At 36.7% G+C, this 22,818-nt stretch carries 20 protein-coding genes; 4 read left to right on the top strand and 16 right to left on the bottom strand.

Annotated features, from left to right (window positions below):
- On the top strand, positions 1 to 89 hold an 89-nt coding region (locus AC1FXZ_RS04775; RefSeq protein WP_480051529.1), incomplete at its 5' end, for an IS3 family transposase.
- Positions 90 to 410: 321 nt separating this feature from the next.
- Here the strand turns inward: AC1FXZ_RS04775 and AC1FXZ_RS04770 are convergent.
- The 6 genes from AC1FXZ_RS04770 to AC1FXZ_RS04745 all read right to left on the bottom strand — a co-directional run bounded on the left by AC1FXZ_RS04770 (position 411) and on the right by AC1FXZ_RS04745 (position 5,970).
- Entirely contained in the window at positions 411 to 1,553 is a 1,143-nt protein-coding gene (locus AC1FXZ_RS04770; protein ID WP_480051513.1) for a mandelate racemase/muconate lactonizing enzyme family protein, read from the bottom strand.
- Between the two features lie 26 nt (positions 1,554 to 1,579).
- Positions 1,580 to 2,836 (bottom strand): dihydrolipoamide acetyltransferase family protein, encoded by a 1,257-nt coding sequence (locus tag AC1FXZ_RS04765; RefSeq protein WP_480051511.1) that lies wholly within the window; start codon positions 2,834 to 2,836, stop codon positions 1,580 to 1,582.
- Positions 2,833 to 3,048, bottom strand: a complete 216-nt coding sequence (locus AC1FXZ_RS04760; RefSeq protein WP_480051509.1) for a tautomerase family protein — start codon at positions 3,046 to 3,048, stop codon at positions 2,833 to 2,835. The genes AC1FXZ_RS04765 and AC1FXZ_RS04760 overlap by 4 nt, the downstream gene beginning before the upstream one ends.
- A 25-nt stretch (positions 3,049 to 3,073) precedes the next feature.
- On the bottom strand, positions 3,074 to 4,066 hold the full coding sequence (locus AC1FXZ_RS04755; protein ID WP_480051507.1) for an alpha-ketoacid dehydrogenase subunit beta: 993 nt from the start codon (positions 4,064 to 4,066) through the stop codon (positions 3,074 to 3,076).
- 18 nt (positions 4,067 to 4,084) lie between these two features.
- A complete protein-coding gene (locus AC1FXZ_RS04750; RefSeq protein WP_480051505.1) occupies positions 4,085 to 5,032 on the bottom strand; it encodes a thiamine pyrophosphate-dependent dehydrogenase E1 component subunit alpha in 948 nt (315 codons plus the stop codon).
- Positions 5,033 to 5,169: 137 nt separating this feature from the next.
- Positions 5,170 to 5,970 carry a cyclase family protein gene (locus AC1FXZ_RS04745; protein ID WP_480051503.1) on the bottom strand — a complete coding sequence of 267 codons (801 nt, stop codon included), beginning with the start codon at positions 5,968 to 5,970 and terminating at the stop codon, positions 5,170 to 5,172.
- A 900-nt stretch (positions 5,971 to 6,870) separates the two neighbouring features.
- Between AC1FXZ_RS04745 and AC1FXZ_RS04740 the strand changes: the two genes are divergently transcribed.
- On the top strand, positions 6,871 to 7,080 hold the full coding sequence (locus AC1FXZ_RS04740; RefSeq protein ID WP_480051501.1) for a CDGSH iron-sulfur domain-containing protein: 210 nt from the start codon (positions 6,871 to 6,873) through the stop codon (positions 7,078 to 7,080).
- A 147-nt stretch (positions 7,081 to 7,227) separates the two neighbouring features.
- On the opposite strand, the gene AC1FXZ_RS04735 is transcribed toward AC1FXZ_RS04740, so the two are convergent.
- Positions 7,228 to 9,156, bottom strand: a complete 1,929-nt coding sequence (locus tag AC1FXZ_RS04735; protein ID WP_480051499.1) for an IucA/IucC family protein — start codon at positions 9,154 to 9,156, stop codon at positions 7,228 to 7,230.
- A 212-nt stretch (positions 9,157 to 9,368) separates the two neighbouring features.
- Between AC1FXZ_RS04735 and AC1FXZ_RS04730 the strand changes: the two genes are divergently transcribed.
- The gene (locus tag AC1FXZ_RS04730) at positions 9,369 to 9,533 is read left to right on the top strand and encodes a hypothetical protein (RefSeq protein ID WP_480051497.1); all 165 of its coding nucleotides are present in this window, start codon (positions 9,369 to 9,371) and stop codon (positions 9,531 to 9,533) included.
- 171 nt (positions 9,534 to 9,704) lie between these two features.
- Here the strand turns inward: AC1FXZ_RS04730 and AC1FXZ_RS04725 are convergent, their stop codons facing one another.
- From AC1FXZ_RS04725 to AC1FXZ_RS04710, 4 genes are all read right to left on the bottom strand, one after another.
- The gene (locus tag AC1FXZ_RS04725; RefSeq protein ID WP_480051495.1) at positions 9,705 to 10,883 is read right to left on the bottom strand and encodes a sulfite reductase subunit alpha; all 1,179 of its coding nucleotides are present in this window, start codon (positions 10,881 to 10,883) and stop codon (positions 9,705 to 9,707) included.
- A 175-nt stretch (positions 10,884 to 11,058) separates the two neighbouring features.
- A complete protein-coding gene (locus AC1FXZ_RS04720; RefSeq protein WP_480051493.1) occupies positions 11,059 to 11,784 on the bottom strand; it encodes a hypothetical protein in 726 nt (241 codons plus the stop codon).
- A gap of 151 nt (positions 11,785 to 11,935) precedes the next feature.
- The gene (locus tag AC1FXZ_RS04715) at positions 11,936 to 12,499 is read right to left on the bottom strand and encodes an HPP family protein (RefSeq protein ID WP_480051491.1); all 564 of its coding nucleotides are present in this window, start codon (positions 12,497 to 12,499) and stop codon (positions 11,936 to 11,938) included.
- Between the two features lie 214 nt (positions 12,500 to 12,713).
- Complete coding sequence (locus tag AC1FXZ_RS04710) at positions 12,714 to 13,241, bottom strand: hemerythrin domain-containing protein (protein ID WP_480051489.1); 528 nt, start codon at positions 13,239 to 13,241, stop codon at positions 12,714 to 12,716.
- A gap of 238 nt (positions 13,242 to 13,479) precedes the next feature.
- Here AC1FXZ_RS04710 and guaC point away from each other — a divergent pair, with 238 nt between their 5' ends.
- Positions 13,480 to 14,463 carry a GMP reductase gene (gene guaC, locus AC1FXZ_RS04705; RefSeq protein ID WP_480051488.1) on the top strand — a complete coding sequence of 328 codons (984 nt, stop codon included), beginning with the start codon at positions 13,480 to 13,482 and terminating at the stop codon, positions 14,461 to 14,463.
- A 409-nt stretch (positions 14,464 to 14,872) separates the two neighbouring features.
- On the opposite strand, the gene AC1FXZ_RS04700 is transcribed toward guaC, so the two are convergent.
- The 5 genes from AC1FXZ_RS04700 to AC1FXZ_RS04680 all read right to left on the bottom strand — a co-directional run bounded on the left by AC1FXZ_RS04700 (position 14,873) and on the right by AC1FXZ_RS04680 (position 22,804).
- The gene (locus AC1FXZ_RS04700) at positions 14,873 to 16,924 is read right to left on the bottom strand and encodes a penicillin-binding transpeptidase domain-containing protein (protein WP_480051486.1); all 2,052 of its coding nucleotides are present in this window, start codon (positions 16,922 to 16,924) and stop codon (positions 14,873 to 14,875) included.
- Positions 16,925 to 17,086: 162 nt separating this feature from the next.
- On the bottom strand, positions 17,087 to 17,596 hold the full coding sequence (locus tag AC1FXZ_RS04695) for a hypothetical protein (protein ID WP_480051484.1): 510 nt from the start codon (positions 17,594 to 17,596) through the stop codon (positions 17,087 to 17,089).
- Complete coding sequence (locus AC1FXZ_RS04690) at positions 17,586 to 17,972, bottom strand: hypothetical protein (RefSeq protein WP_480051482.1); 387 nt, start codon at positions 17,970 to 17,972, stop codon at positions 17,586 to 17,588. Before AC1FXZ_RS04690 ends, AC1FXZ_RS04695 begins: the two co-directional genes overlap by 11 nt.
- Before the next feature lie 235 nt (positions 17,973 to 18,207).
- On the bottom strand, positions 18,208 to 19,383 hold the full coding sequence (locus AC1FXZ_RS04685; RefSeq protein WP_480051480.1) for a TraB/GumN family protein: 1,176 nt from the start codon (positions 19,381 to 19,383) through the stop codon (positions 18,208 to 18,210).
- Positions 19,384 to 19,690: 307 nt separating this feature from the next.
- Positions 19,691 to 22,804 (bottom strand): efflux RND transporter permease subunit, encoded by a 3,114-nt coding sequence (locus tag AC1FXZ_RS04680; protein WP_480051478.1) that lies wholly within the window; start codon positions 22,802 to 22,804, stop codon positions 19,691 to 19,693.
- Between the last annotated feature and the right edge of the window lie 14 nt (positions 22,805 to 22,818).

The raw sequence follows: 22,818 nt of genomic DNA, 5'->3' as shown, positions 1-22,818 counted from the left end.
ATGATTATGTTCATTGGTTCAATAACATTCGAATTCACGGAACACTAGGCTATTTAACACCAGTCGAATTCAAGCAACAGACCTTATAATTTTTGTCCAGTTTAGTGTTGACATTCCAATAATTAAAATATTCATTTTAAGCACCTCATTATAAAAGTAGGTATTTTTGAATAGTAACAGGGGAAAAGGAAACCTCTTCACTAAGTAGTCCTAATGAAGAGGGCGCTTATATTAAATTATTACTCAGTTTCAATAGTCGACTAGTGCCCTAATGGATCGATTACATCCAACTTGGAAAGAGAAAAGAGATTCTGACAGTGATTGTCATCATCATAACAATTGAAAAGCGCACCTCTAAATATCTCTCACTGTTCTCCTTATCACCAAGGGATGATTTAATCATACGATCATTAATTTAGCATTGTTTTATCATAAGAATAGTTTTGGAGCGTATGGGCATCCATAAACTCTTTATCTATTGTTAATCCCAAACCTGGGAGATCTTTTGGATAAGCTATTCCATCTCTTATAACAAAATTCTCACCAGCCAAAAGAGAAAAACTACTATTTTTCCCTTCCTTTGATACAACCTCGATCATGTCAGACCCGGGAAAGGCAAGGGCGACTTGAAGGTGGATTGAAGCAAAATAATGAGGAACTAGTGTGAGATTCCGAGTAGAGGCAACTGAAGCGATTCTTCGCCATTCTGTTATTCCTCCACATAATGTCGAATCGGCCCGTACAATGTCCACACAATTACGATTTATGAATTCGTTAAATACCCATCTTCCCGCTAAAAATTCACCTGAAGCGATTGGAACACATGTCTTATTCCGAAGCCATGAAAAACCATCAATATTCTCTGGAGGAAGAGGTTCTTCTAGAAACGCGATCTTGCCCCCTTCACTATGAGCTTTATCTACCCACCGAAAAATATCTTTCGGATTTTCCCACGAACCATTTGCATCTACAGATAGTGAAATCTCATTAGGAAGAAACTTTCTTAATGTTACAAATCTAGCAAGGTCTTCTTCCATGGAAGCCCCTCCAACCATAAGTTTCATATGTTTGTAGCCTAATTTAGTGTATTCTTCGTATTCCTCACATAATTTTGTTAAATCCTTATCTGGAGCGTAATAGCCACCTGCTATTAGAATAGGAACAGAATCACAATAACCTCCCAGTAATTTATATAAAGGCATGTTAGCTTTTTTTCCTTTAATATCCCATAAAGCCAAATCCACAATACTTAACGCTCGCATAAATAAACCTTGTTGACCATTTAAGCGATTTTTTTGATAAACCACTTCCCAAATTTTCTCGATTTTATCCGACTCCATACCTATAATCAGAGGAGCAACATTGTTTATTACAGTTGAAGCTAAGTCACCACCTCTTGCAAATGTAAGTGCATGACCCACCCTACCTTCTGTTGTCGTTACTTCGGTAAAACAATAATCTCTTTTATTCACAACTCCTCCACCCAACCAAACCGGAGTGTCTAGTGGGACTTCAATTGATCGGGCCGTAATGCTTTGTATTCTTTCGTTCAAGATTTAACCTCCTTTTCCATTGATTGCTAAAATAATAACCAATCTTTTGATTCTAATTTAAGAACTAATTCCTTCATGTATTTTGAAGCCTCTAGTCCATCAATAACTCGATGATCAAAAGAACCTACAATTGTCACAATTGGGCGAATTCCAATTGCCCCATCCTCTACTCTCGGTTCATTTATGATTGAGCCGATAGCCAAAATGGCCACTTCCGGAGGATTGATTATCGCTGTAAACTCTTCTACATCCATTACTCCAAGATTCGATATTGTTAATGTACCTCCACTTGTCTCATTACCTTTTAATGTCCCAGTTTGCGCTGAAATTACCCTTTTCTTTCGAATTGCTGCGATATCGACGACTGTAAGCTGATCCGCTTGATGTATAACAGGAACAGTAATTCCGTCTTCTAATGCAACAGCAAACCCGATATTAATTTCCTTATGCTGCTTAATATAGCTTTTTTCTTCATTTGGATCACCGATAAACGAGGAATTAAGTTTAGGAAACTTTCTTAAGGTTTCAGCAACCGCACGTACAATAAAATCATTTAAAGAAAGCTTAATATCCTTAGAGCGAATCACACTATCTTCTATAGACTCTTTCAGTTTTAAGATATTAGAAACATCTACTTTTCGTTTAATATGAAATTGAGGGATTGTTGTGACACTCTCAACCATTCTCTTTGCAATAATCTTCCTCATTTGAGTTAGTTTCATAGACTTATCTTCAAAAAGGTTTAGCTTAGATTCATTTTCCCTGTTTTTTTCTCGTTTTATTTTTGTTGCATAAGCTCCTTCTATATCTTTATGAGTAATTCTGCCATTAGGTCCGCTACCTGTTAATATTGAGTAATCTATCTCTAACTCTCTAGCTCTTCTTCGTGCTGATGGGGAAATCGGGATAAAGTGCTTACGTTTATGTGAGTTTGCCAAATGAGTAGTGTTTTCTTCTTTTTTCTCTTCTTTATTTTCTTCATCTATCTGCTTTGCTTCACAAATCTGGGACATACCAGAAGTCTTTTCATTAATCTCATTGTTATGTTCAACCTCAAGCCGCACTAGAGGTGTACCCACTTCAACTGTATCTCCTTCATTAACAAGGTACTCAGAAATAACGCCATCCTGATTCATTTCAATTTCTAAAGTAGATTTATCTGTTTCTACCTCAACTAGCAAATCACCTTTTTGATACACTTTACCAAGTTCCGCTATCCATCGATTAATTTTAGCCTCCTCCATTGACAACCCCATTTTGGGTAACTGTATAACATGTGTCATTTACTATAACCCCCATCAGCGCTGTTATTTCTGTCGATTACTAAATTACCACCAATACTAAATTGATCTACTTTTAACTCATTAAACTCAATCCGTACTAAATCTGGTGTAATAGATAACGCTTCACAACACGCTTTTGTCAAACTTGAAACCAAACGTCTCTTTGTCTCGATATCTCTACCTTCAACTAATTTTATGTTGATATACGGCATTTTCTCTTCTCCTTCTTTAATTGTATTAGACCTCACTCTGGTATTGTTCTTTTACCGCTTTGATAATATCTTTAACCTGAGGAAGTGTTTCCTTTTCTAAAGAGAGATTATAAGGGATCGGAACGTCTTCAGCTGCAACACGGTCAATTGGTGCATCTAAATAATCAAAAGCGTCTTTTTGTATTCGTGAAACAATTTCTGCTCCCCAGCCATATGATTTACTGGCCTCATGAACTACAACTGCGTGCATCGTCTTCTTAATAGATTGTATAATCGAATCCATATCTAATGGATTAAGAGTTCTCAAATCAATTACTTCAACAGATATACCATCCTCTTCTAAATGTTCAGCAGCTCTTAGACAAAAATCAACCATTCTAGAGAGACTGATTATAGTAACATCACTACCACTTTTCTTCACATCAGCTTTGCCAATAGGAAGAGTATATTCTTCTTCTGGTACGCGCCCTTTTTGTGTATATAGCATTTTATTCTCTATAAAAATAACCGGGCAATTTTCACGAATTGCCGATTTTAATAACCCTTTTGCATCATAAGGTGTTGAAGGTAATACAACCTTCATACCAGGAATATGAGCAAATATAGTCTCTAAACTTTGCGAATGCTGTGCTCCATTTCCCCGTCCTCCACCACCCTGTGTACGGATCACTAAAGGTGCATTCGTCTGCCCACCTGACATATATTTCATTTTAGCAATTTGGTTAATAATTTGATCCATTGCAACAGCTGTAAAATCAATCCACATGATTTCAATAACAGGCTTCAATCCAGTCATCGCAGACCCTAAACCTGCGCCAATAAAGCCCGTTTCAGAAATCGGCGTATCGCGTACACGATCTCGACCAAATTGCTTAATTAGGTTAGCTGTTACGTTAAAAACCCCACCATAATCTCCTATGTCTTCTCCCATTATAAATACGCGCTCATCTCTCTCCATTTCTTCACGTAAAGCTTCATTTAAAGCTTGCACATACGTTATTTCCCTAACCAAAATCATCATCCCTTCTCTTCTTATTTATAAAACATCCGTAAATATTTCTTCTATTGCTGGTTCTGGGCTATTCCTAGCAAATCTAACAGCTTCAGAAATTTCATTATTAATATTATTGTCAATAACATCTAACTCTTTATTTGTAGCTAAGTTTAGTTCAATTAGTTTTTCAGCCAATAATTTTATAGGTTCTTTTTCCCATCTTCTACCTACTTCCTCCTTCGTTCGGTAGGTCTCCTTATCTCCATACATATGTCCTTGTAGTCTATAAGTTTTAGCTTCAATTAAAGTGGGTCCACCACCACTACGAGCACGATTAACGGCTTCCATTGCAACGTTTTGTACCGCTTCAACATCATTCCCATCTACAACTATTCCCGGGATACAAAAAGTATCAGCACGTTCAGCAAGGTCGTTATTTTTTACTGCTTCCTTGATTGGCGTCATTTCGGAGTATTGATTATTCTCACAAATAAAAACGACTGGGAGTTCCCATATTGCAGCTATATTTGCAGCTTCATAAAATGCACCTTGATTTATTGCTCCGTCCCCAAAAAATGTGACACTTACACGATCTGAATTTGTCATTTTTGCAGTTAGTGCGGCACCCACAGAAATGGGGATTCCTGCCCCGACAATCCCATTTGCACCTAAAATTCCATGTTCCACATCTGTGATATGCATTGGGCCACCTTTTCCTTTACAATAACCAGTAGTTCTACCAAGGATTTCTGCAAACAAGCGCTTTGGATCTGCTCCTTTTGCTAAATGTTGACCACGGCCACGATAAGTATTTGTCATATAGTCTTCTTTCCGTAAAGTACTACAAACACCGACAGCAATCGCTTCTTGCCCAATATAAGAGTGATAGGATCCTCCGATTAAGCCTTCCTTATATAATTCAATTGCTTTCTCCTCGAATCGCCGGATGAAAAGCATTTTACGATAATACTCAATTAATTGATTATTCAAGAAAAACCACCTCTTTATACACCTTAATAGGATAAATTTTTATGATTCTTCGTTCTAGAAAATCCCATTACCTCTAGTTGATTAGTAACTATCAAAGGTAATGGGATCAATTCGCAACGAATATTTGATTCCTTTTTTTACTGAGTTCCGTACTTATAAACTCTAGGTGGTACATTGTTTATCTCATCTTCGTCAATCATGGCTACAAGTCTAACAATGGATCCGTCCCCCATGTGCCACCTGATTGGAAACCCAGCAATTGTAACCCGTTTGCCAAGAACCATTTCAATATCGCCTCCAACATTTTCCCATCCCATTACACCGTTTCCTAACAGAACACGATGTGCTGGTTCCCAATCCGGAAAATCTTCCAGAACATCTCTTCCTGTTTCTTTTTTGTATTCTTCTACTATCTCTGGAATTAACGGGCCAGTACCATGTGGAGCAATCGGAGTACCCATCGGATGATCAAGGGCCTGCTGATCAACACCTACTGCCTTTACGCCCTTCGCTACCAACCATTCAGCAGCCTCTCTTGTTAACCCTGGAGAATGAGCAAAGTATTTACGATTATCTCCCCAATAACGATGCCAACCCGTATGGATTATCACAATGTCATCTTTCTGAATTTTTGGTGTTGCATTTTCCAAATCCTCAGCTGTGATAATTTCCCACTTCCCCTTTGGGATGTCTACAACAACACCGGTTCCAAAATACTTATCAAGTGGAACTTCATCTGTATATTCTGTTCCCTCAATAACATGTGCTGGTGCATCCGCATGTGTCGTACAATGCATCACTGTCGTTATCTTCTGGGAAAGTACCCCCGCTTTAGCATGATAGTGTTTTCTCTCAATAACAACATCATCAAAATATGGCCATAATGGTGCCTTATCCCCAAATGGATGACTTAAATCTACCAATTTTAATTTTCCCATTTCGTATTCCTCCTACTTTATCTAAGTCATAATAAACTTCACTTATTTCCAATGCAATTATTATGCCAATTGTTAAACCCATTTAACAAAACCGTCTACAATACTACCTTCAATAGCTATAGTTTTAAAATGTATCTCTGAGTACGTTCTTTAACTGTACAGTTCATTTAGTGTTGTATAATTTTTTAGCAATGATATGAACATGCACTCTACTGTTTGCACTAATAGTTTTTGGTGATTAGCTAGTGCTTTAAAGATACATGTCCAACATGTAAACAAATATTAAAACATTGAAACACTGCTTTCCCACCCCCAATGATGTTCAAGTTTTTAGATGTAGGATTTTTATCTCCAGGCTTGTTTAGCTGGTGGCTCGCTAAAGTGTGTTTTGTTGTTCCATGTTTTTGCTTCTTGCCCTCATAATTGTTATACTTGTAATGAATACGTAGTCATGAGGTTTATAGATTAATATTCAAGTAGCACTATTGTTTAGTGTGGGAATAATGGATTGATTATGTTGCCAGAAGGATTTTTGACCAGTGCAATGTCACCTTGTCACAAATAGCAGGTGCCATTGATACTGTATTATTTATTTCTATCATGGAAATTGACCAACAAATGTATAGATAGTTTAAGGACATAGTAAACTCAAATGGAGAAGAACTGATCGCCGCACACACTTACGGACCTCAGCAGATTTAAACAAACAGAGGAAATAATAATAAATGGTCTGAGTGGTTTCAGTTCTAGCTTACATTGGATTGAGGCTGTTAGTCTTTGTTAAATGTTTGTTACAGAAACTTTACCAGAGATTAGAAAATATAAAGCAATGTGATTTTATTACTGTATAAATTAAAATAATATGGAAAAAAAGTATAAAGAATAAGGAGGTTGTTACTTTTGGAAAAAAATAAACCAACCATTAAAGTAAATGATAACGGTTCATTTCGTGTTACTGGAGATGTCGACCTAATCGATGGAGAGGGGAATAAGTTTGATGTTAAATCTACTTTTAGTCTTTGCCACTGTGGTCAGTCTAAAAACAAGCCCTTTTGCGACGGCACCCATAAGAGCATAGATTTTAAAAGTGCTCCTCGAGCAAACTCATAAAAACAGATAGTTAAGCAATCGTTTCATGTAAGTGACACAAAAATGTAAGGTCACAAATCAATTGATAGATGTGACCTTCAAACAAAAAAGAAGAGCAAATGCTCTTCTCTATATACTTACCCACCTTTTTCTAACCCTTAACTTTCATCACTGTCTCCACAAAGGATTCGGTAAATCTATAAAAGCATAATCCGTAACATCATTTTTTAAACGCATGAGCGTTAATGCCTTTGTTTGAACGGTCTTCCCCAGTAAAGCTGCCATATCACTTTCGATATTCATTTTTATTGAGTTATCTTTTTTAAGGTTGAAAAAGATGGACATACACGTATCTCTGACTATTTGCCAAAGTTCTTGTTCGTTTATTCTATATTTACCAGCTAAGTGATAAGTTAGCTCACCAATGTGGCTTTGAAAGACAGTATGAATCACTTTATTTTGCATTCCAATTTCGTCATCACTAATTGTGACCGACCCAGGGAAATATGTTCCGTTATACCCCGCTTGTTCAAGGCGCCTTTTATCGACCCGTACACCTCCCAAATCACGAATAAGGACTTTTACAGGCTCCCATTCTTTCAACACGATTAATGTATTTTGTAAATGTGCTTCTAAACCAATTCCATATCGTGTCATTAAAGGAATCACTCCTGTAAGGACAACCGTGATATAATTTTTGAAAAAAAGCAAGATGTTGTCTTTTAACGAATTAGTTTGATTCCTCTCATGGAACAGCTCGATTATTTCATATATTAATAATTGATTGGTTATCGGTGAAATATTAAACAAAGCGCAAGCAACGATTGCGTGTTCATCTTTTTCTGTCAGTAATGAAGGACTGTTTCTAATCAAATAAGAAAGATTTTTGTTCCGATCTCGAAAGCTAAGTTCTGTTTGATCAGTTGATTGAAAACGCAAGCCTATATCCTCGCCAATGATATTTAAGGTATTATGAAAGTACTCCTCTTTTTTCAGAACGTTACCTAATATTAACGTTAATTCCGGTCCATTGTGGACTGAATTCGGTGATATAGTCCTCACTGCGCTTGTCATTTGAATATTAAGCGGCAATTTTAAATGATGACTTTTTCCTTGTGGCATTACGGTGCGTACTGACAATGTCGGTTTCGTTTCGATAGAAAAATCAATAAGAAATAGTTGACCTCTAGCTATTTCATTTGAATAAAGTGTTGGTAGAGTATGTTCCTTCTGCCATGGATGGACTGGCACAATGAAAAAGTCATCTGGATTAACGTGTTTTTTACTACAATCTATCTTTAATTCATCAATAAGCTCAGGATATTCATTCAACCAAAACTGATTAATTTGCTCCCCTTTTAGTTTTGGATTATGGTAAGAAATATCTTTATGGATAGCAGCAAAATACACAGGCATTGTTAAATTAAACTCAGCCGAATATTCCATCACTTCTTCGATACTTAATCCGATTTTAGACTTTGTGCAAGGGTGTAATTGGTGCCCATTCACACATAATTGTTCAAAAAAAACCGACTCATCAAAAAATCTATCTTCATTTGCTAAGCCTTCTACTAGCTCCATAATGGATTTCCATTGATTTTCTAACGCCAGATTCTGTAACTCTTTCATTCTAACTTTCTGAAAAAGCAGTGCTAAACCCATATTGGCAACACTATTAGAAAGCTCGGCTCGAAATCCTTGCAGATTTGTATACATCAGACCCTGTTCTTGTTGCAATTCCTTCATGACTCCGAGTAAAAATTCTGGATGAGCGATCTCACTAGTAGTCTTTGATTTAAAAATAGGAAGGCTTCCTAACTTAAACCTGTTATAACTATAAATTGATGAGATTGGTAATATAAGCTTGCCATTATGAAGTGTAATCTGTACCTGGTTGGACCTGGAAATCTGTGTTTCAATTTGTTGGTTCTGCAGAAATCCTTCTCTTAAAAGCGCATTGACCATTCTTTCCATAATCATAAACCGGGCTTTTGGGATGACATCTATATATGTATCTACTAATTGAGGGTATCTTGATTTAATAAAATGATAGATTTTTCCTTCAGCTTTCTCTAATTTATCCTTAGTTAATAGCATTTTCCCCTCCGATAAAAAGATAATATATCCTATCTTACGTATTATTTTATGGAAAAATACCTGACAACATAAGAATTCCATGTTGATGTTGCCTTATTTAATTTATTAGCACCATAAATAATGAATTGAATATCCATAATTGGTAATAATGTGTAATAAGATAACATTTTTTATAAAGTTCAGACCGTTGTATCAAAAAAGGAGTTAGGTGTATGTTTTTTAGTGTGGATGGATTTTTTTCTTATAGCTATTTAAAAAGGAATGGTTTTGAGGAAAATATATTAAAATCAATGAATGAAGAAGAAATTATCAAGTTGAATCAATTATTTAGCCAAGATAAAGATGCAGCTAGAGAATATTTTGAACAATATTATTAATTAACAATTAAAAATGGTTTTTCATGGTCAAAAATTTTTCTTTTTTAAGAACCCTTTAATCATGAAAGCTTAGGTGAGCGAACAGATTTGGACAGCCAATAAAAACAGACAGAGAAAAGACTCTGTCTGTTTTTATTAACTAATCGAAACGTTGCTTCACATTATTGTTTCTTAATAGACGTCACGTTGATATCTTTTTTCTTTTTGCATCTCAGCTAAATACGCTTCTGCTGCTTCTCTGTCCATTGACCCTTCTTTTTCAATAACATCGATAAGCGTGTTGTGTACGTCTTTAGCCATATATTGCTTATCTCCACACACATAGAAGTATGCACCTGCTTCTAACCAAGAAAACAATTCCTTACTGTTTTCAAGCATTTTGTGTTGTACATATACTTTCTCTGCTGTATCACGTGAGAATGCAGTGTCTAGTTTTGTTAAGACCCCATCTTCTTGATATTTTTCTAACTCATCTTGGTATAGAAAATCAGTTGATGAATACTGATCACCAAAAAACAGCCAAGATTTACCTGATCCTCCGTTCACTGCACGCTCTTGAATAAAAGATCTAAATGGCGCAATACCGGTTCCTGGCCCTACCATAATAATATCTGTTTCCGAAGATTCTGGTAGAAAGAAATGCTTATTTTGTTGGATGAAAACTGGTAGCGTATCTCCATTATCGACGCGTTCTGCACATTGTACAGAGCACACTCCTTTTCTTTCACGACCATGAGCTTCATATCTAACAGCACCAATTGTCAGATGCACTTCGTCTGGAATAGCTGTTAAGCTACTAGCAATCGAATATAGACGTGGTGGCATTTTTCTTAATAATGAAACGAAATCTTGTACTGACCCATTCCACGGACCAAAGTCACGTAAAAGATCGAGCAAATCACGTCCGTCCATATATTCTTTTAATTGATCCTTATTTTCCGGTAAGATTAGATTCTGAATTTCTTCATTTTCTGTCAATTGAGCTGCTTGCTGCACAATTTTCTTCGTCAATAAAGTAATTTCAAAGTATGTTGTCAAAGCCTCCTGTAACGGGAGCTTATCACCTTTTTTATTTATTGTTACGCTTTCAGATGAGGTCCAACCCATTTCCTTAATAAGAGTTTCAACAAGTTCCGATTCATTTTCTGGGAAGATACCAAGACAATCTCCAGGAACATAGGCTAAATTCGAGTCTTTTAATGATAATTCAATGTGTCTCGTTTCTTTATTTGAGCCAGATCCATTTAAATTTACATTTTTAAGTACTTTTGCTGGAAAAGGATTCGTCCTTGAATATGTAACAGAAGCCTCTTTTTCTTCTTTAGAATTTTTCACATCATTAGTTTGCACAATATTCACCTCTCGAAGTAAGTCGGTTTAGTCCTATATATACTTCTACATACATCGAATATTTCCTCTTAATTTTAATGTAATTTATTTATTTTTATGAATTAAATTTATTTTTTAAAAACAATCCCCCATTATATTTGCCTTTAAACCATTTCGGAACTTGATACAAAGTCTCTCACCATTGAAAAAAAAACTTTAAAGACATCGTAATAGCTGTGTAACATACAACCCCTATGGCAAACGTTGGGAAATGCGCTTCCTCATCTGGTGGCAATTCATATTTTAATACATTTAAAATCATAGCTCCAGAAATAAAAGCAAAAATAATCGATTCAGTTAAAGGAGATAATTGTACGCTCATACCCATTATCCAACCACCAATAATCCCAAGAGCTAGTACATATCTACCAACTTTATTATATATATCCGTATATTCCCTCCATAAGTCATGTGCTACTGCGACAAAATGAAGACCGACTGCAAGTCCATAGAAGACAGCTTGAATGCCTAATACATTATGCGAAAGAACGGTATAAGCAACCAACATGTTGTAAACACCAAAAAAAAGAATTTGTAGCCAAAACAACGTTCTAGCCTTTTCAGTTTTATCGTTTAGCTGCGCTTTTCGAACTACTTTTTGAATCCCATAAAATAGCAATACGCCTAATAACCCAATAAAGTACAATTCCGACTCCATCGTAAAATAATCACTATACTTTTTTGATAAATTTTGTTCTTTATGTAAAGTCGGGAGTATATATACGAAAACATAGGATACAGCAAGCCCTCCCGAAAATGAAAACCACTTTAATCGCTGAATTCGCTCCGAAGGTATTAATGTGTTTGCAAATAGGTGAATGAGGATAAATGCAAATCCCATAATTAAGGCATCAGTAGACATGTGATACTCCTTTATTAGTTCTCTTTTTAGAATATCCAAGAAAAAGAGAAACATTTATCACACGAATATATACTAAAAAATGAAAAGGCTATGGATTTGTTTCATCCATAGCCACCTACATAATGTTAAAAAATATAGTAAAGATTTAAAGTTACATCCACCTTTGTGGATAAGTTCTAGATTTGAACAAGTTATTATATAGTACAGAAATAATAACGACTAGTATTGCACTAACAAAAATTGCCCCTAAAAACCCCCACCCTACTTGTGTATTTATAGCAACGATTGCGCTTGCTGCTGCGGGTGGATGCATCATCTTTGTAAAAACCATTAGCAATACAACAACGGCTAATGTAATTCCAATTGTCACATGTGATCGTCCAAATACATCCCAAATAGCTAAAGCTGCTAACGTTGACAAAAAATGTCCACCTAATATATGACGAGGCTGAGAGAAAGGCCCTTTATAAGCCACAAACACGAGTAAACAACTTGCTCCTATTGGACCTAAGGCCATTGGATATCCAAGAGTAACTACAATAAGACTAACAGTCGTAATAGCGATCAAACCACCAACTGCAGATATAAATGAATCTGTTAATTGTCGCTTATTTTCTTGGGCATGAAGCCCTTTCATTTTACTTATATACTTTGGAAAGCTGAAACCCGTTTGCATTTCAACGGTCGTTTTGAGTTTCTCTTTTTGCATAGTCATTCCAAAAAAGCCCTCCCTAATCCACAATAAAAATCAAGTACTTTGTAAGATTTATTCACACAAAATTCATTATATAGGGAATTTTAGGAAAGGTAAATATAAAAACGTATTTTATATATTGGTTTTCATATCAAAAATACAAACAACTTTTATTTTTTTATTCACGATAAAAAGAGAGGGAACACGATTTATTAATCGTGCTCCCTCTTTACTATTAAACAACCTGTATACGCTTCTCTAACATTTGTTTTTCTTCATCTGTAAGAAGTTTTTCTGCCATTGGAAACAATACTTCTTCCTCTTTCAAGAAATGTTCTTTTAAGGTCAAATAAGCTTCATTGTACAAATTCGTAATCGCTTTTGAGTCTTCTTGCGAGAGAAAATCTGTAATCTTATTTGTTACTTTTAAAAATTCTCTTAAATTGCCCTTCGCTTGGTCATGCTCATATTCCATCACAAATATAGGACCTGAATCTCTTCCGATATAGTTTGCCACCATTGGAAACAAGATTCCTTCTTCCCTTTCCGAATGTGGGTCTAATTCGTTAACAAACTCGACTACACCTTCACGCAATTGCACTATTTTCTGTCTTCTATCTTCACCTGATAAAACACTCTCTATAGATAGAGAAAATTTATAAAGACTTTCCATTTTTGTTCGTAAAGGACGATGTTCATCTTTTAATTGTTGAAGTGGCCTGCATAGCTCTGACACACTTCCTGCCATATGACAAAATTCCATTTCACTTACCCCCTTTTTCATAGGTTAACAAAGAACAAGCTTAAAAATTGTGATACAACTCACAAATTTGGTTACAAACCATTGACAAAAGAATTTTAATAAATACTCAACATAATCCTTTCTCTTTTACAAATAATAAAAAAAACTTTGACATACGGCTGAAAATGATGTAAATTACCAAATGGGCGAACGTTTTATATTATTTGATCTTAAATATTCGTTTTTAGGGGTGTATATGATGGAAAATGTGTTTGACTACGAAGATATTCAACTTATTCCAGCAAAATGTGTTGTAACTAGCCGTTCTGAATGTGAGACAACCGTAACATTAGGTAAGCATTCATTTAAACTGCCTGTCGTACCTGCAAATATGCAGACGATTATAGATGAAAGAATCGCCATTTATTTAGCTGAAAATAATTACTTTTATATTATGCATCGTTTTGAACCAGAGAAGCGTCAATCTTTTATTAAAGACATGCATTCACGTGGGTTAATTGCATCTATTAGTGTAGGGGTTAAAGAAGAAGAATACAAATTTATCCAACAATTATCAGAGGAACAACTCACACCTGAATACATTACGATTGATATCGCACATGGACATTCTAATCAAGTAATTAACATGATTCAATTTATTAAGAAACACTTACCGGAATCCTTTGTAATCGCAGGTAATGTCGGAACTCCAGAAGCAGTAAGGGAATTAGAACATGCTGGAGCAGATGCGACAAAAGTAGGAATCGGACCAGGAAAGGTATGCATTACGAAAATCAAAACTGGATTTGGTACTGGTGGTTGGCAATTAGCTGCACTACGTTGGTGTGCAAAAGCAGCAAGTAAACCCGTTATTGCTGACGGTGGTATTCGTACTCATGGAGATATAGCAAAATCAATTCGCTTCGGGGCAACGATGGTTATGATTGGTTCATTATTTGCCGGTCATGAAGAATCACCAGGTGAAACGATTGAAAAAGATGGAAAGCTATATAAAGAATATTTTGGTTCAGCTTCAGAGTTCCAAAAAGGTGAAAAGAAAAATGTAGAAGGTAAAAAGATGTATGTCGAGCATAAAGGATCCCTTGACGATACATTAAAAGAAATGGAAGAAGATCTTCAATCCTCTATTTCTTATGCAGGTGGAAAAAAATTAGACTCTATTCGAAATGTAGATTATGTCGTCGTTAAAAACTCCATTTTTAATGGTGACAAGGTGTACTAAATTTTAACTAGCTTTAGGGGATGTGCGAAAAGGAGAAGTATTCCATTTCAGACATCCCCATATTTTGTCTGTTATCGTTGTATAAAAAGAGAACCAACCTCATCCATTGTTGGTCCCCTTCATATCATTTAATTGTGTGCTAGTTTACGAAAATCAATACAACATGAAGCGCAGCCATTCCAAGCATATATTTTCACTTGTTTTTCCATACACATTCCACACAAAGTTCGTTCACAATAAGGACACTCTCTCCGGTCACTGTGTTCAATACAACCACAATCAGCACACCTAGTGATAGCCATAGCAACAACCTCCTTAATAGAAAATATATGGATCATCTTTTCTACGTAGACCTTAAAGGTGTAACTATTACCTAAGCTAGGTTGCGCCTTTTTCCTCATAAGAGCTTCTAATCTTTTAAAAGACCGGTCCAAAATCTGTTTGACATATCAACGACATCACCACTCGTTTTACCTTCAATCATTATGGTAACAATATAGTCTTGGTCTTCAACATCGATACTCGTATACCAGCCGAGACGATCTCCATCAATATCTGCTTGGGAATCCTTAATCTCTGCAGTCCCTGTTTTACCAGCAAGTTTCAAGCTATGGCCAGCATCTGTTCGATATGCCGTACCGTTTTGATCATTTACGACAGATACAAGGGTTTGAAAAACTGTTTCTGCTACATCTTCTGTAATAACATTCTCTTTCCACATCTGTTTCTCACTATCTACATTTAGGATTGGTTGAACGACGCTCCCATCATTTACGAACATTGAATATAAAGCCGTCAAATGAACAGGACTAATCTGTAATTCACCTTGTCCATAACCTGTATCTGCTAAAAGTATTTCATTATCAAGTCCTTCATTTGCAATCTGAGAAGCATTTAATGGGTATTCAAATGGAAATTCATCCCCAAAACCAAGCTCATTAGCCCAAGCTGTCATTGAATCTTCGCCGATATCCAGAGCTTTTTGAGCAAAATATATGTTGTCAGAATACTTCATCGCTGTCTCTAGATCGACATCTGACACTTCTGGATTTACCCTAGTTACCTGGTAACCTCCCCAACTATCACTAGCTTGCCACTGCTCTCCTTCTATATGAAGGGATTCGTCTGGATCGATCTCCCCTTCTTCCAACCCAATCGCTGCGGTAAATGGCTTAAACACAGAGCCAGGAGAATAAGTGCGATTAAACCGAATTGGATTAACATCTCTTTCATCTTCCATCCACTCAGTTCGTTCTTCCGATCTCGTATTTAAGTAAATTTGATTTGGATCAAATATAGGTCTACTTACTAGAGCAACGACTTCACCAGAACCCGGCTCCATTACAGCACCTGCACCTGCCTCGTCCCCTATCGCATCATACAGTTTTTTCTGTAAGTTCACATCAATTGTTAGAAAGAGATCTTCTCCGTCTTTTGGATCCTGACTCATAACTACATCTCGTGTTGCACCCGTATTATCTTCAACACGAACTTCAAAACCGATCTCGCCTCTAAGTTCCTTTTCATACACCAACTCAAGTCCACGTCGACCTATATACTGTCCAGCCGCGTAACCAGACCAGTCTTCTCGCTCAAGGTCTTCAGCATTGACTTCTTGAATATATCCTGTCAAATGCCCTGTTAGACCTGCATACGGATATTCACGCCCCGGCCTTGTATCAATCATAACACCAGGAATATTCGCTGTAAGAAGCTGTTCTATACGTTCGTCCTCCATTGGAACGTCCATCACTGGAGCTAACCAATCTGGATTTTCTTCGTATACAATCACCCGTTCATGGACAATCTCTTCCTCAAGCCCAAGAATTTCAGACAACTCTTGAACTGCTTCGTCAATATTTCCTCTTTTTTCATATACAAATCCAATTCGACGAAACTGCCCATTTATAGCTAAAGGTTCACCATTCTTGTCAAAAATCTGTCCTCGATTTTCAGGTCTCTTTATTTCATAAACCACTTCATCATTTATTGATTGAACGCCTATAAATAAATGATCAGGCTGCCACAGAACGCTCCATTTTTCAACTTCATCATCATCTGCTACGACAGTTTCTTTGACTAAATCAATTTTCGAATCATATTCGATTGGGCCAACTACTGTCTCCATCTTAATATTGACTGGATAAGTAAGTTCACTCACTGTTTCTAAGTCTATTTCTTCCTCTTCAAAATCTCGTTCTTCATAGCTCACCTCAATTGCAGAAACACTCATCTCTTCATGGAGGTCTGAAAATTTCTCAGTAAAAGAAACACTCCCACTTGCTATCTCATCCTGTGAAATTTGATCAATTACAGCATACATTTGTTCATACTCATGTTCTTCCCAAGCTTGAATATAGGTTACTAGAGTTTCTTCAGGGCTCTCATCATCGTTCTGAAAACAACCAGTTAACATAACACTAGCAATTATTAAAAATATGTACGTTTGGATCTTTTTCATTTTACCCCCCACTTTGCTTTACATGTTCTAGTTCCTATTTTAATACCTTTTTTATCCACTTGCTACCATTGATGTTTAACTTTACAAATTTTGTCGACTTCAATACAAAAAAAGCTACAGAAAAAAGATCCCTTCTCAATCTTTCTCCTATAGCTTCAAAATTTATTTAAATATCGTTGAGATGACTTCTTCAAGCGACATCTCACTAGTAATTTCAAATGTACCAGGACGGAGCCCGTTTGCAAGACCTCGTTTTTCAACTTCATTGAAGAAATTCATCGAGCTATCAATAATGTCTGCACGAACAAGTGCCTCACCTACGTCTATGCTTGTCATACCAGATGACACATTTAAGATTAGTTTCGTGTGATATTCTACTTCTCTTTCTTCTTTTTCTTCTTCCTTATTCTCTTGACTAGCAATTTCTTCCATTAAAGCTTCAACTTCTTCGGATGCTTCAGCTCGAACATTAGAAAGCTCTTCTTGCCACTCTTCGTCTGAATAAATTACATATCCTTCTAACGCCAATAAACCTTGCATTTCTTCTATAGAGAGTTTTTCTTGAGCTTGTGTTTTTGTTTCTTCACTTGTACCAAGAAAGTATACTCCACCAGTGACACCTGCTGCGACAATAAGTCCAAAGGCAAAACTGCGCATTGTATTAGCTGTCATTTGCTACTTTTCTCCTTTCACCCTTTGTTTCGATATAAGGGGAAAGCAATAATCTTACCTCATTTTCCGTTAACTGCGATTCTTCTGCAATGCCTTCGATTGAATATCCACGCTTATGAAGGTCTAGTACTTCGCGTAATAAGATTCGTTGCTTAGGAGACATTCTTTGCTTGTCTGATTCCTGCGTCGAAATCTCAGCATCTAATTCAAAGTTTCTTATTTTCTTTTGAAGCTCATGGACTTCTTCCATAATCGAAATAGAAAACTGTTCCATTTCCCGTTTGCTTTCATTAGATGCTTGTCTAGATTTTAAAAACGACAAAATGAGCAACACTACTGCTGCCCCAAACAAAATGGCTAACGCCCATTCCATCATGTTAGGATCCTCCTCAATATGATTCTATTATCTTTCAACTTTCTTATTATACAATGACAGAGAAGAAAATTCGATTCAAAATATGAAAATACGACAATAGTAAGAGGTTTGTAACACAAATGTAACACGCCCACACTTATCTCCAAGACTATATGTTATTTTTCGTAAATCACTCCAAAGGAAATGGAAAAACCTCAACATAATGCTGAGGCTTTCATTCTACTTCCTACACTTTTTAAGATCCTAAAATATTTTGAATAAACATTCTTACAACATCAGCACCACCGATAAATGACCCTAATGAACTACCTAAATTAGCTAATACGACAACGAGTAGAATCCGCGTGACGGAGTTGTTCCAAAATCCTTTCACTGTATATACATCGTCTGAAAGGTTCTCAAAATCTCCTACCTTTGGTTTGCGAATATATGCTTCTACAAAGCCGGCAAACCAACCAGCCGCGAGTAGTGGATACAAAGAAGTCAACGGCGCAACAATGAAAGCGGTAAGAATCGTCAGAGGATGACCCAGTGCGATAATCGCCCCAATCGCTGCAAAGAAACCATTCCATAGTATCCAGCTCATTGTTAGATTCACACCAACAGCCGGATTCGCATAAAACGTATAACCAATAATACCTAGTATCAATATTGGGATAATCCAAGCAATTAAAGTAGGCGCCATTGATTTTTTTGGTCGTGTAGATAATGCTTTTAAATCATGATCTTTTTTCATTTCTTCTTTAATCCCTGGAACGTGTGCAGCTCCTAAAACAGCAACTACTTTTTTACCTGGAGCATCTTTAATTTTCTGAGCCAAGTATTGATCGCGCTCATCAATTAAAGGCTTCTTTAACTTCGGAAATGTGACCGTGAATTCATGAAGCATCGAATTCAACATATCTTTGGACTTCATTTTCTCCAATTCTTCTTCAGAAATTTCATCTTTGCTAAATACGCTAGAAATAATCTCTAATAGAAGTTTCGCTCTTCCCCAAAGCCCTACATTGTGCCAGATTCTAGCAAATGTTATTTGAATATTCCGGTCAGCTAAGACAAGATCAGCTCCTATTTCTTTCGCGGATTCAATCCCTTGAATCATTTCTTGTCCTGGCTTAATCCCAAATTGCTTTGCCATTCTTTTTTGAAAGGAAGAGATGACAAGATTCATTAATAGAAGTGTTGCTCTCTTTTCTTTAATGACCTTGAATATATTCATTTCTTTCCATTTGTTACCTTCCTTAATGGATTGATACCGTTGTTCATCCAATTCAACACATACAGAGTCTGGTCTTTCTGATGCAATAACTTCTTTAACTTGTTCTGCACTTTGCTTTGATACATGTGCAGTTCCAATAAGAATAAGCTCTTTATCCTCTAATGTAATCCTCGTAATGTTTTGTTCTGACATATAGTACCTTCCTTTTACGTTTTCTCCCTTTAGCAATTATCTAGTATATGTATAAAATAAAACTTTGAATCCTATTATATATTAGTCGAAACAATTAAATAACCGGAAGAATATTTATACCAACATTCTAACATTAATTAGTCGCAAACAATAAATTTAGATGACTCTTTCAATAATTAATTTTTATGTTCAACTATAGACTACTCATTACACAGAGGAAACAACATTTGAAGGAAAGAAAAGAGGTACCCAAAGATTACATGAATCCTTGGGACACCTCGATTGTCGTACTACTTTTTATTAGTAACTACTCGTCATCCAATTCAACTCTTCGATTCTTCTTACGACTAAATAACCCTTTCCACCAATTCGTAAAGTTATCAGTGTATATATACATAACAGGTACAAGAAGTAGCGTAATGAATGTCGAGAAAGATAATCCGAATACGATAACCGTTGCCATTGGCGCTTGGAGTTCTGACCCTTCACCAATTCCAATAGCAAGTGGTATCATCGCTAATACGGTCGTCATCATGGTCATAAGAATCGGACGCAATCTTGCTGGCCCTGCTTCCAAAATAGCTTCTATTCTATTCAATCCACGATCTCGTAGCTTATTGATGTAATCAACTAACACAATCGCATTGTTTACAACAATACCAGCAAGCATTATGACCCCAATGAAGGCAGGTGCACTCAACGGTCTTCCTGTCAAGACGAACCCTAATATGATCCCTATAAAGGTAGCCGGAAGACTGAACATAACAATAAATGGATACATGACCTTTTCAAACTGGAATGCCATAACGGCATAGACAAGGAAAATAGCAAGCACTAGTGCAAGAGTCAAATCAATAAATGCATCCATCATCATTTCAAAATCTCCACCTATTTGATAATCATATCCTTCAGGGAAAATATATTGATCTAACTCCACTTGAATATCAGACATAACACTCCCTAAGTCTCTGTCCATGATATCTCCTGTAATAGCTACCCCTCGCGTTTGATCTTGACGATTAATTGCAGTTGGTCCATCAGCCGGAACAAAGTCAGCAACATCTGATAGCGCTATGATATCTCCTGTTGGTGTAGATAAAGGAAGAGATTGAATTTGATTGTAATTCTCTCTATATTCCGTAGGGAGAATTACCGTTATATCGATCTCTTGTCCCTCTACCCTCATCTGTGTAGCAACTATACCTGTCACACTATTTCTTACCGTTTGCATCACTTCGGCGTATGATAATCCGTACTGTGCAGCAACATCTCGATTTACATGGATTTGCACCTCAGGTCTTGTTTCTCCCATTGAATGCGTGACATTTGTCGCACCAGGTACTTCACTGATGATATCCTGGATATCATCAGCGATTAATTTTAGCGTATCAAAATCTTCTCCACGCACCTCAATTTCAATTGGGTTTCCTCCCATACCATCACTCTCAAACGCCATAACGCTTAGATCAATGTCTGGGATTGTTTTAGCAAATTCACTAAAGTCGTTTATGATCTCATTTGTTGTAACAGTTCTTTCACTCGTGGGGGCTAGGCGGATGTATAGGTCTCCACTATTAGAATCTCCACCACCCATTCCCATCATCCCCCCACCACCAACTGAGGTATAAATAACTTCTGTAACTCCTGTGTCTAATAGATACTCTTCAAGCTCGATGACCGTTTCTCTTGTCTCTTCTATACTAGTACCCTCAGGCATTTCAAAACTAGCTGCAATTTCTCCTTGATCAAAAGCTGGAACTAATTCCACTCCAACTAATCTTACCCCACCTAGACTTGCTATAAGCAAAATAAGCGTACCGAATACGATTGTTTTCTTATGATGGATTGACCAATTTAAAACATTACGGTAAAGATTATCGACACGTTCAAAGAACCGGCCAATCTTTGCACTTAGCTTCGCTACCCCTTTAGGATCTTCTTGCATCTTCATTTCTGGCAATAACAGACCGGATAACATTGGTACAATCGTTAAAGCAACGATCAAAGACGCCAATAATGTAAAACCGACTGTAAGAGCGAGTGGCATAAAGAGCTCCGCAGCAATACCACCTGTAAAAACAATTGGAACAAACACAACTAAACTCGTTAAGGTTGACGCAATAACAGCAGAAGAAACTTCTGATGCTCCCTTTTTCGCTGCTTCGACACGACTATAACCTTTTTCGCGGTACTTGTAGATATTCTCTAAAATAACGATTGAACTATCTACTAATAACCCAATCCCTAAGGCTAAACCACCTAAAGTAATGATATTGATGGTTTGTCCTGAAAAATAAAGCAATGTAAATGCTGATATCAACGCAATTGGGATTGATATCCCAATAATGAGAGTACTCCTAAAACTTCTTAGAAAAACTAACAGGACTATGATGGCCATTGTTCCACCAAGAATCATATTCATAACTACACTTTGAATCGATTCCTTTATGAAATCAGCTGAATCCATAATTTTTGTTAACGATACTCCTGCTGGCAAATCACTTTCTATGTTTTCTAATTGACCTGAAACAGCATTTGATACATCTACTGTATTGGCATCACCTTGTTTTACAATATCCAGGCTTAAAGTAGGTTCTCCATTAACATAAGCTAAGGACGACATCTCTCGGTATGTATCACTAATTTCAGCAATATCAGCCAACTTTATCGTACCACCTGTTTGGGATGGAATATTAACATTTTCAATATCCTGTAGTGAACGGAAATCACCTACGATTCGCAGTGGTACTTCTTGGCCTCCTCGCTCAATTTCACCGGCTGGAGCACTCATACTTTCTCCACCAATAATCTGTGATAACTGAGATAACGTAATTCCATAATTTTGAAGAAGCGTTACATCTGGCGTAACAACAATTTCCCTTTCTTGTGCCCCTGTTAACGTAACTTGTCCGACACCCGGGAGTCTTTCAAGACTTGGAATAATATTGTCTTCAGCGATATTAGTAAGCCTTGTTAAATCCATGTCTGCAGAGATCCCCACTTGCATAATCGCCATTTGATTCGGATCAAAACGCATGACACTTGGGGTACCCGATCCATCTGGGAGCACCTGCCGGACCATATCAATCCTTTCTCTCAAATCTAACATAACAGTGTCTAAATCAGTATTAAAATCATACATCAGCATGATAATAGATTGATTTTGAGCAGAAATCGACTGCATCGTTTCTAAACCTTCTGTGGCACTTAATGCTCCTTCTAGAGGACGTGTAACTAGGTTTTCCACTTCCTGAGGAGCAGCACCATTGTACGGTGTCGCCACAACCGCAATCGGCAAGTCCATGTCAGGCATTAAATCAACTTTTAATCCCGTTAAGGAAACTGCGCCTAATATCATCATCACTAAAGCAATGATAATGACACCTACCGGTCGTTTGACAGATTCTTTAATCAGTTTCAACTATTGTACCTCCG

Source organism: Halalkalibacter sp. HAAS-P014 (assembly GCF_056619965.1).
Note: the sequence above shows the minus strand (reverse complement) of the source record. Positions and strands in the feature narration are given on the sequence as shown.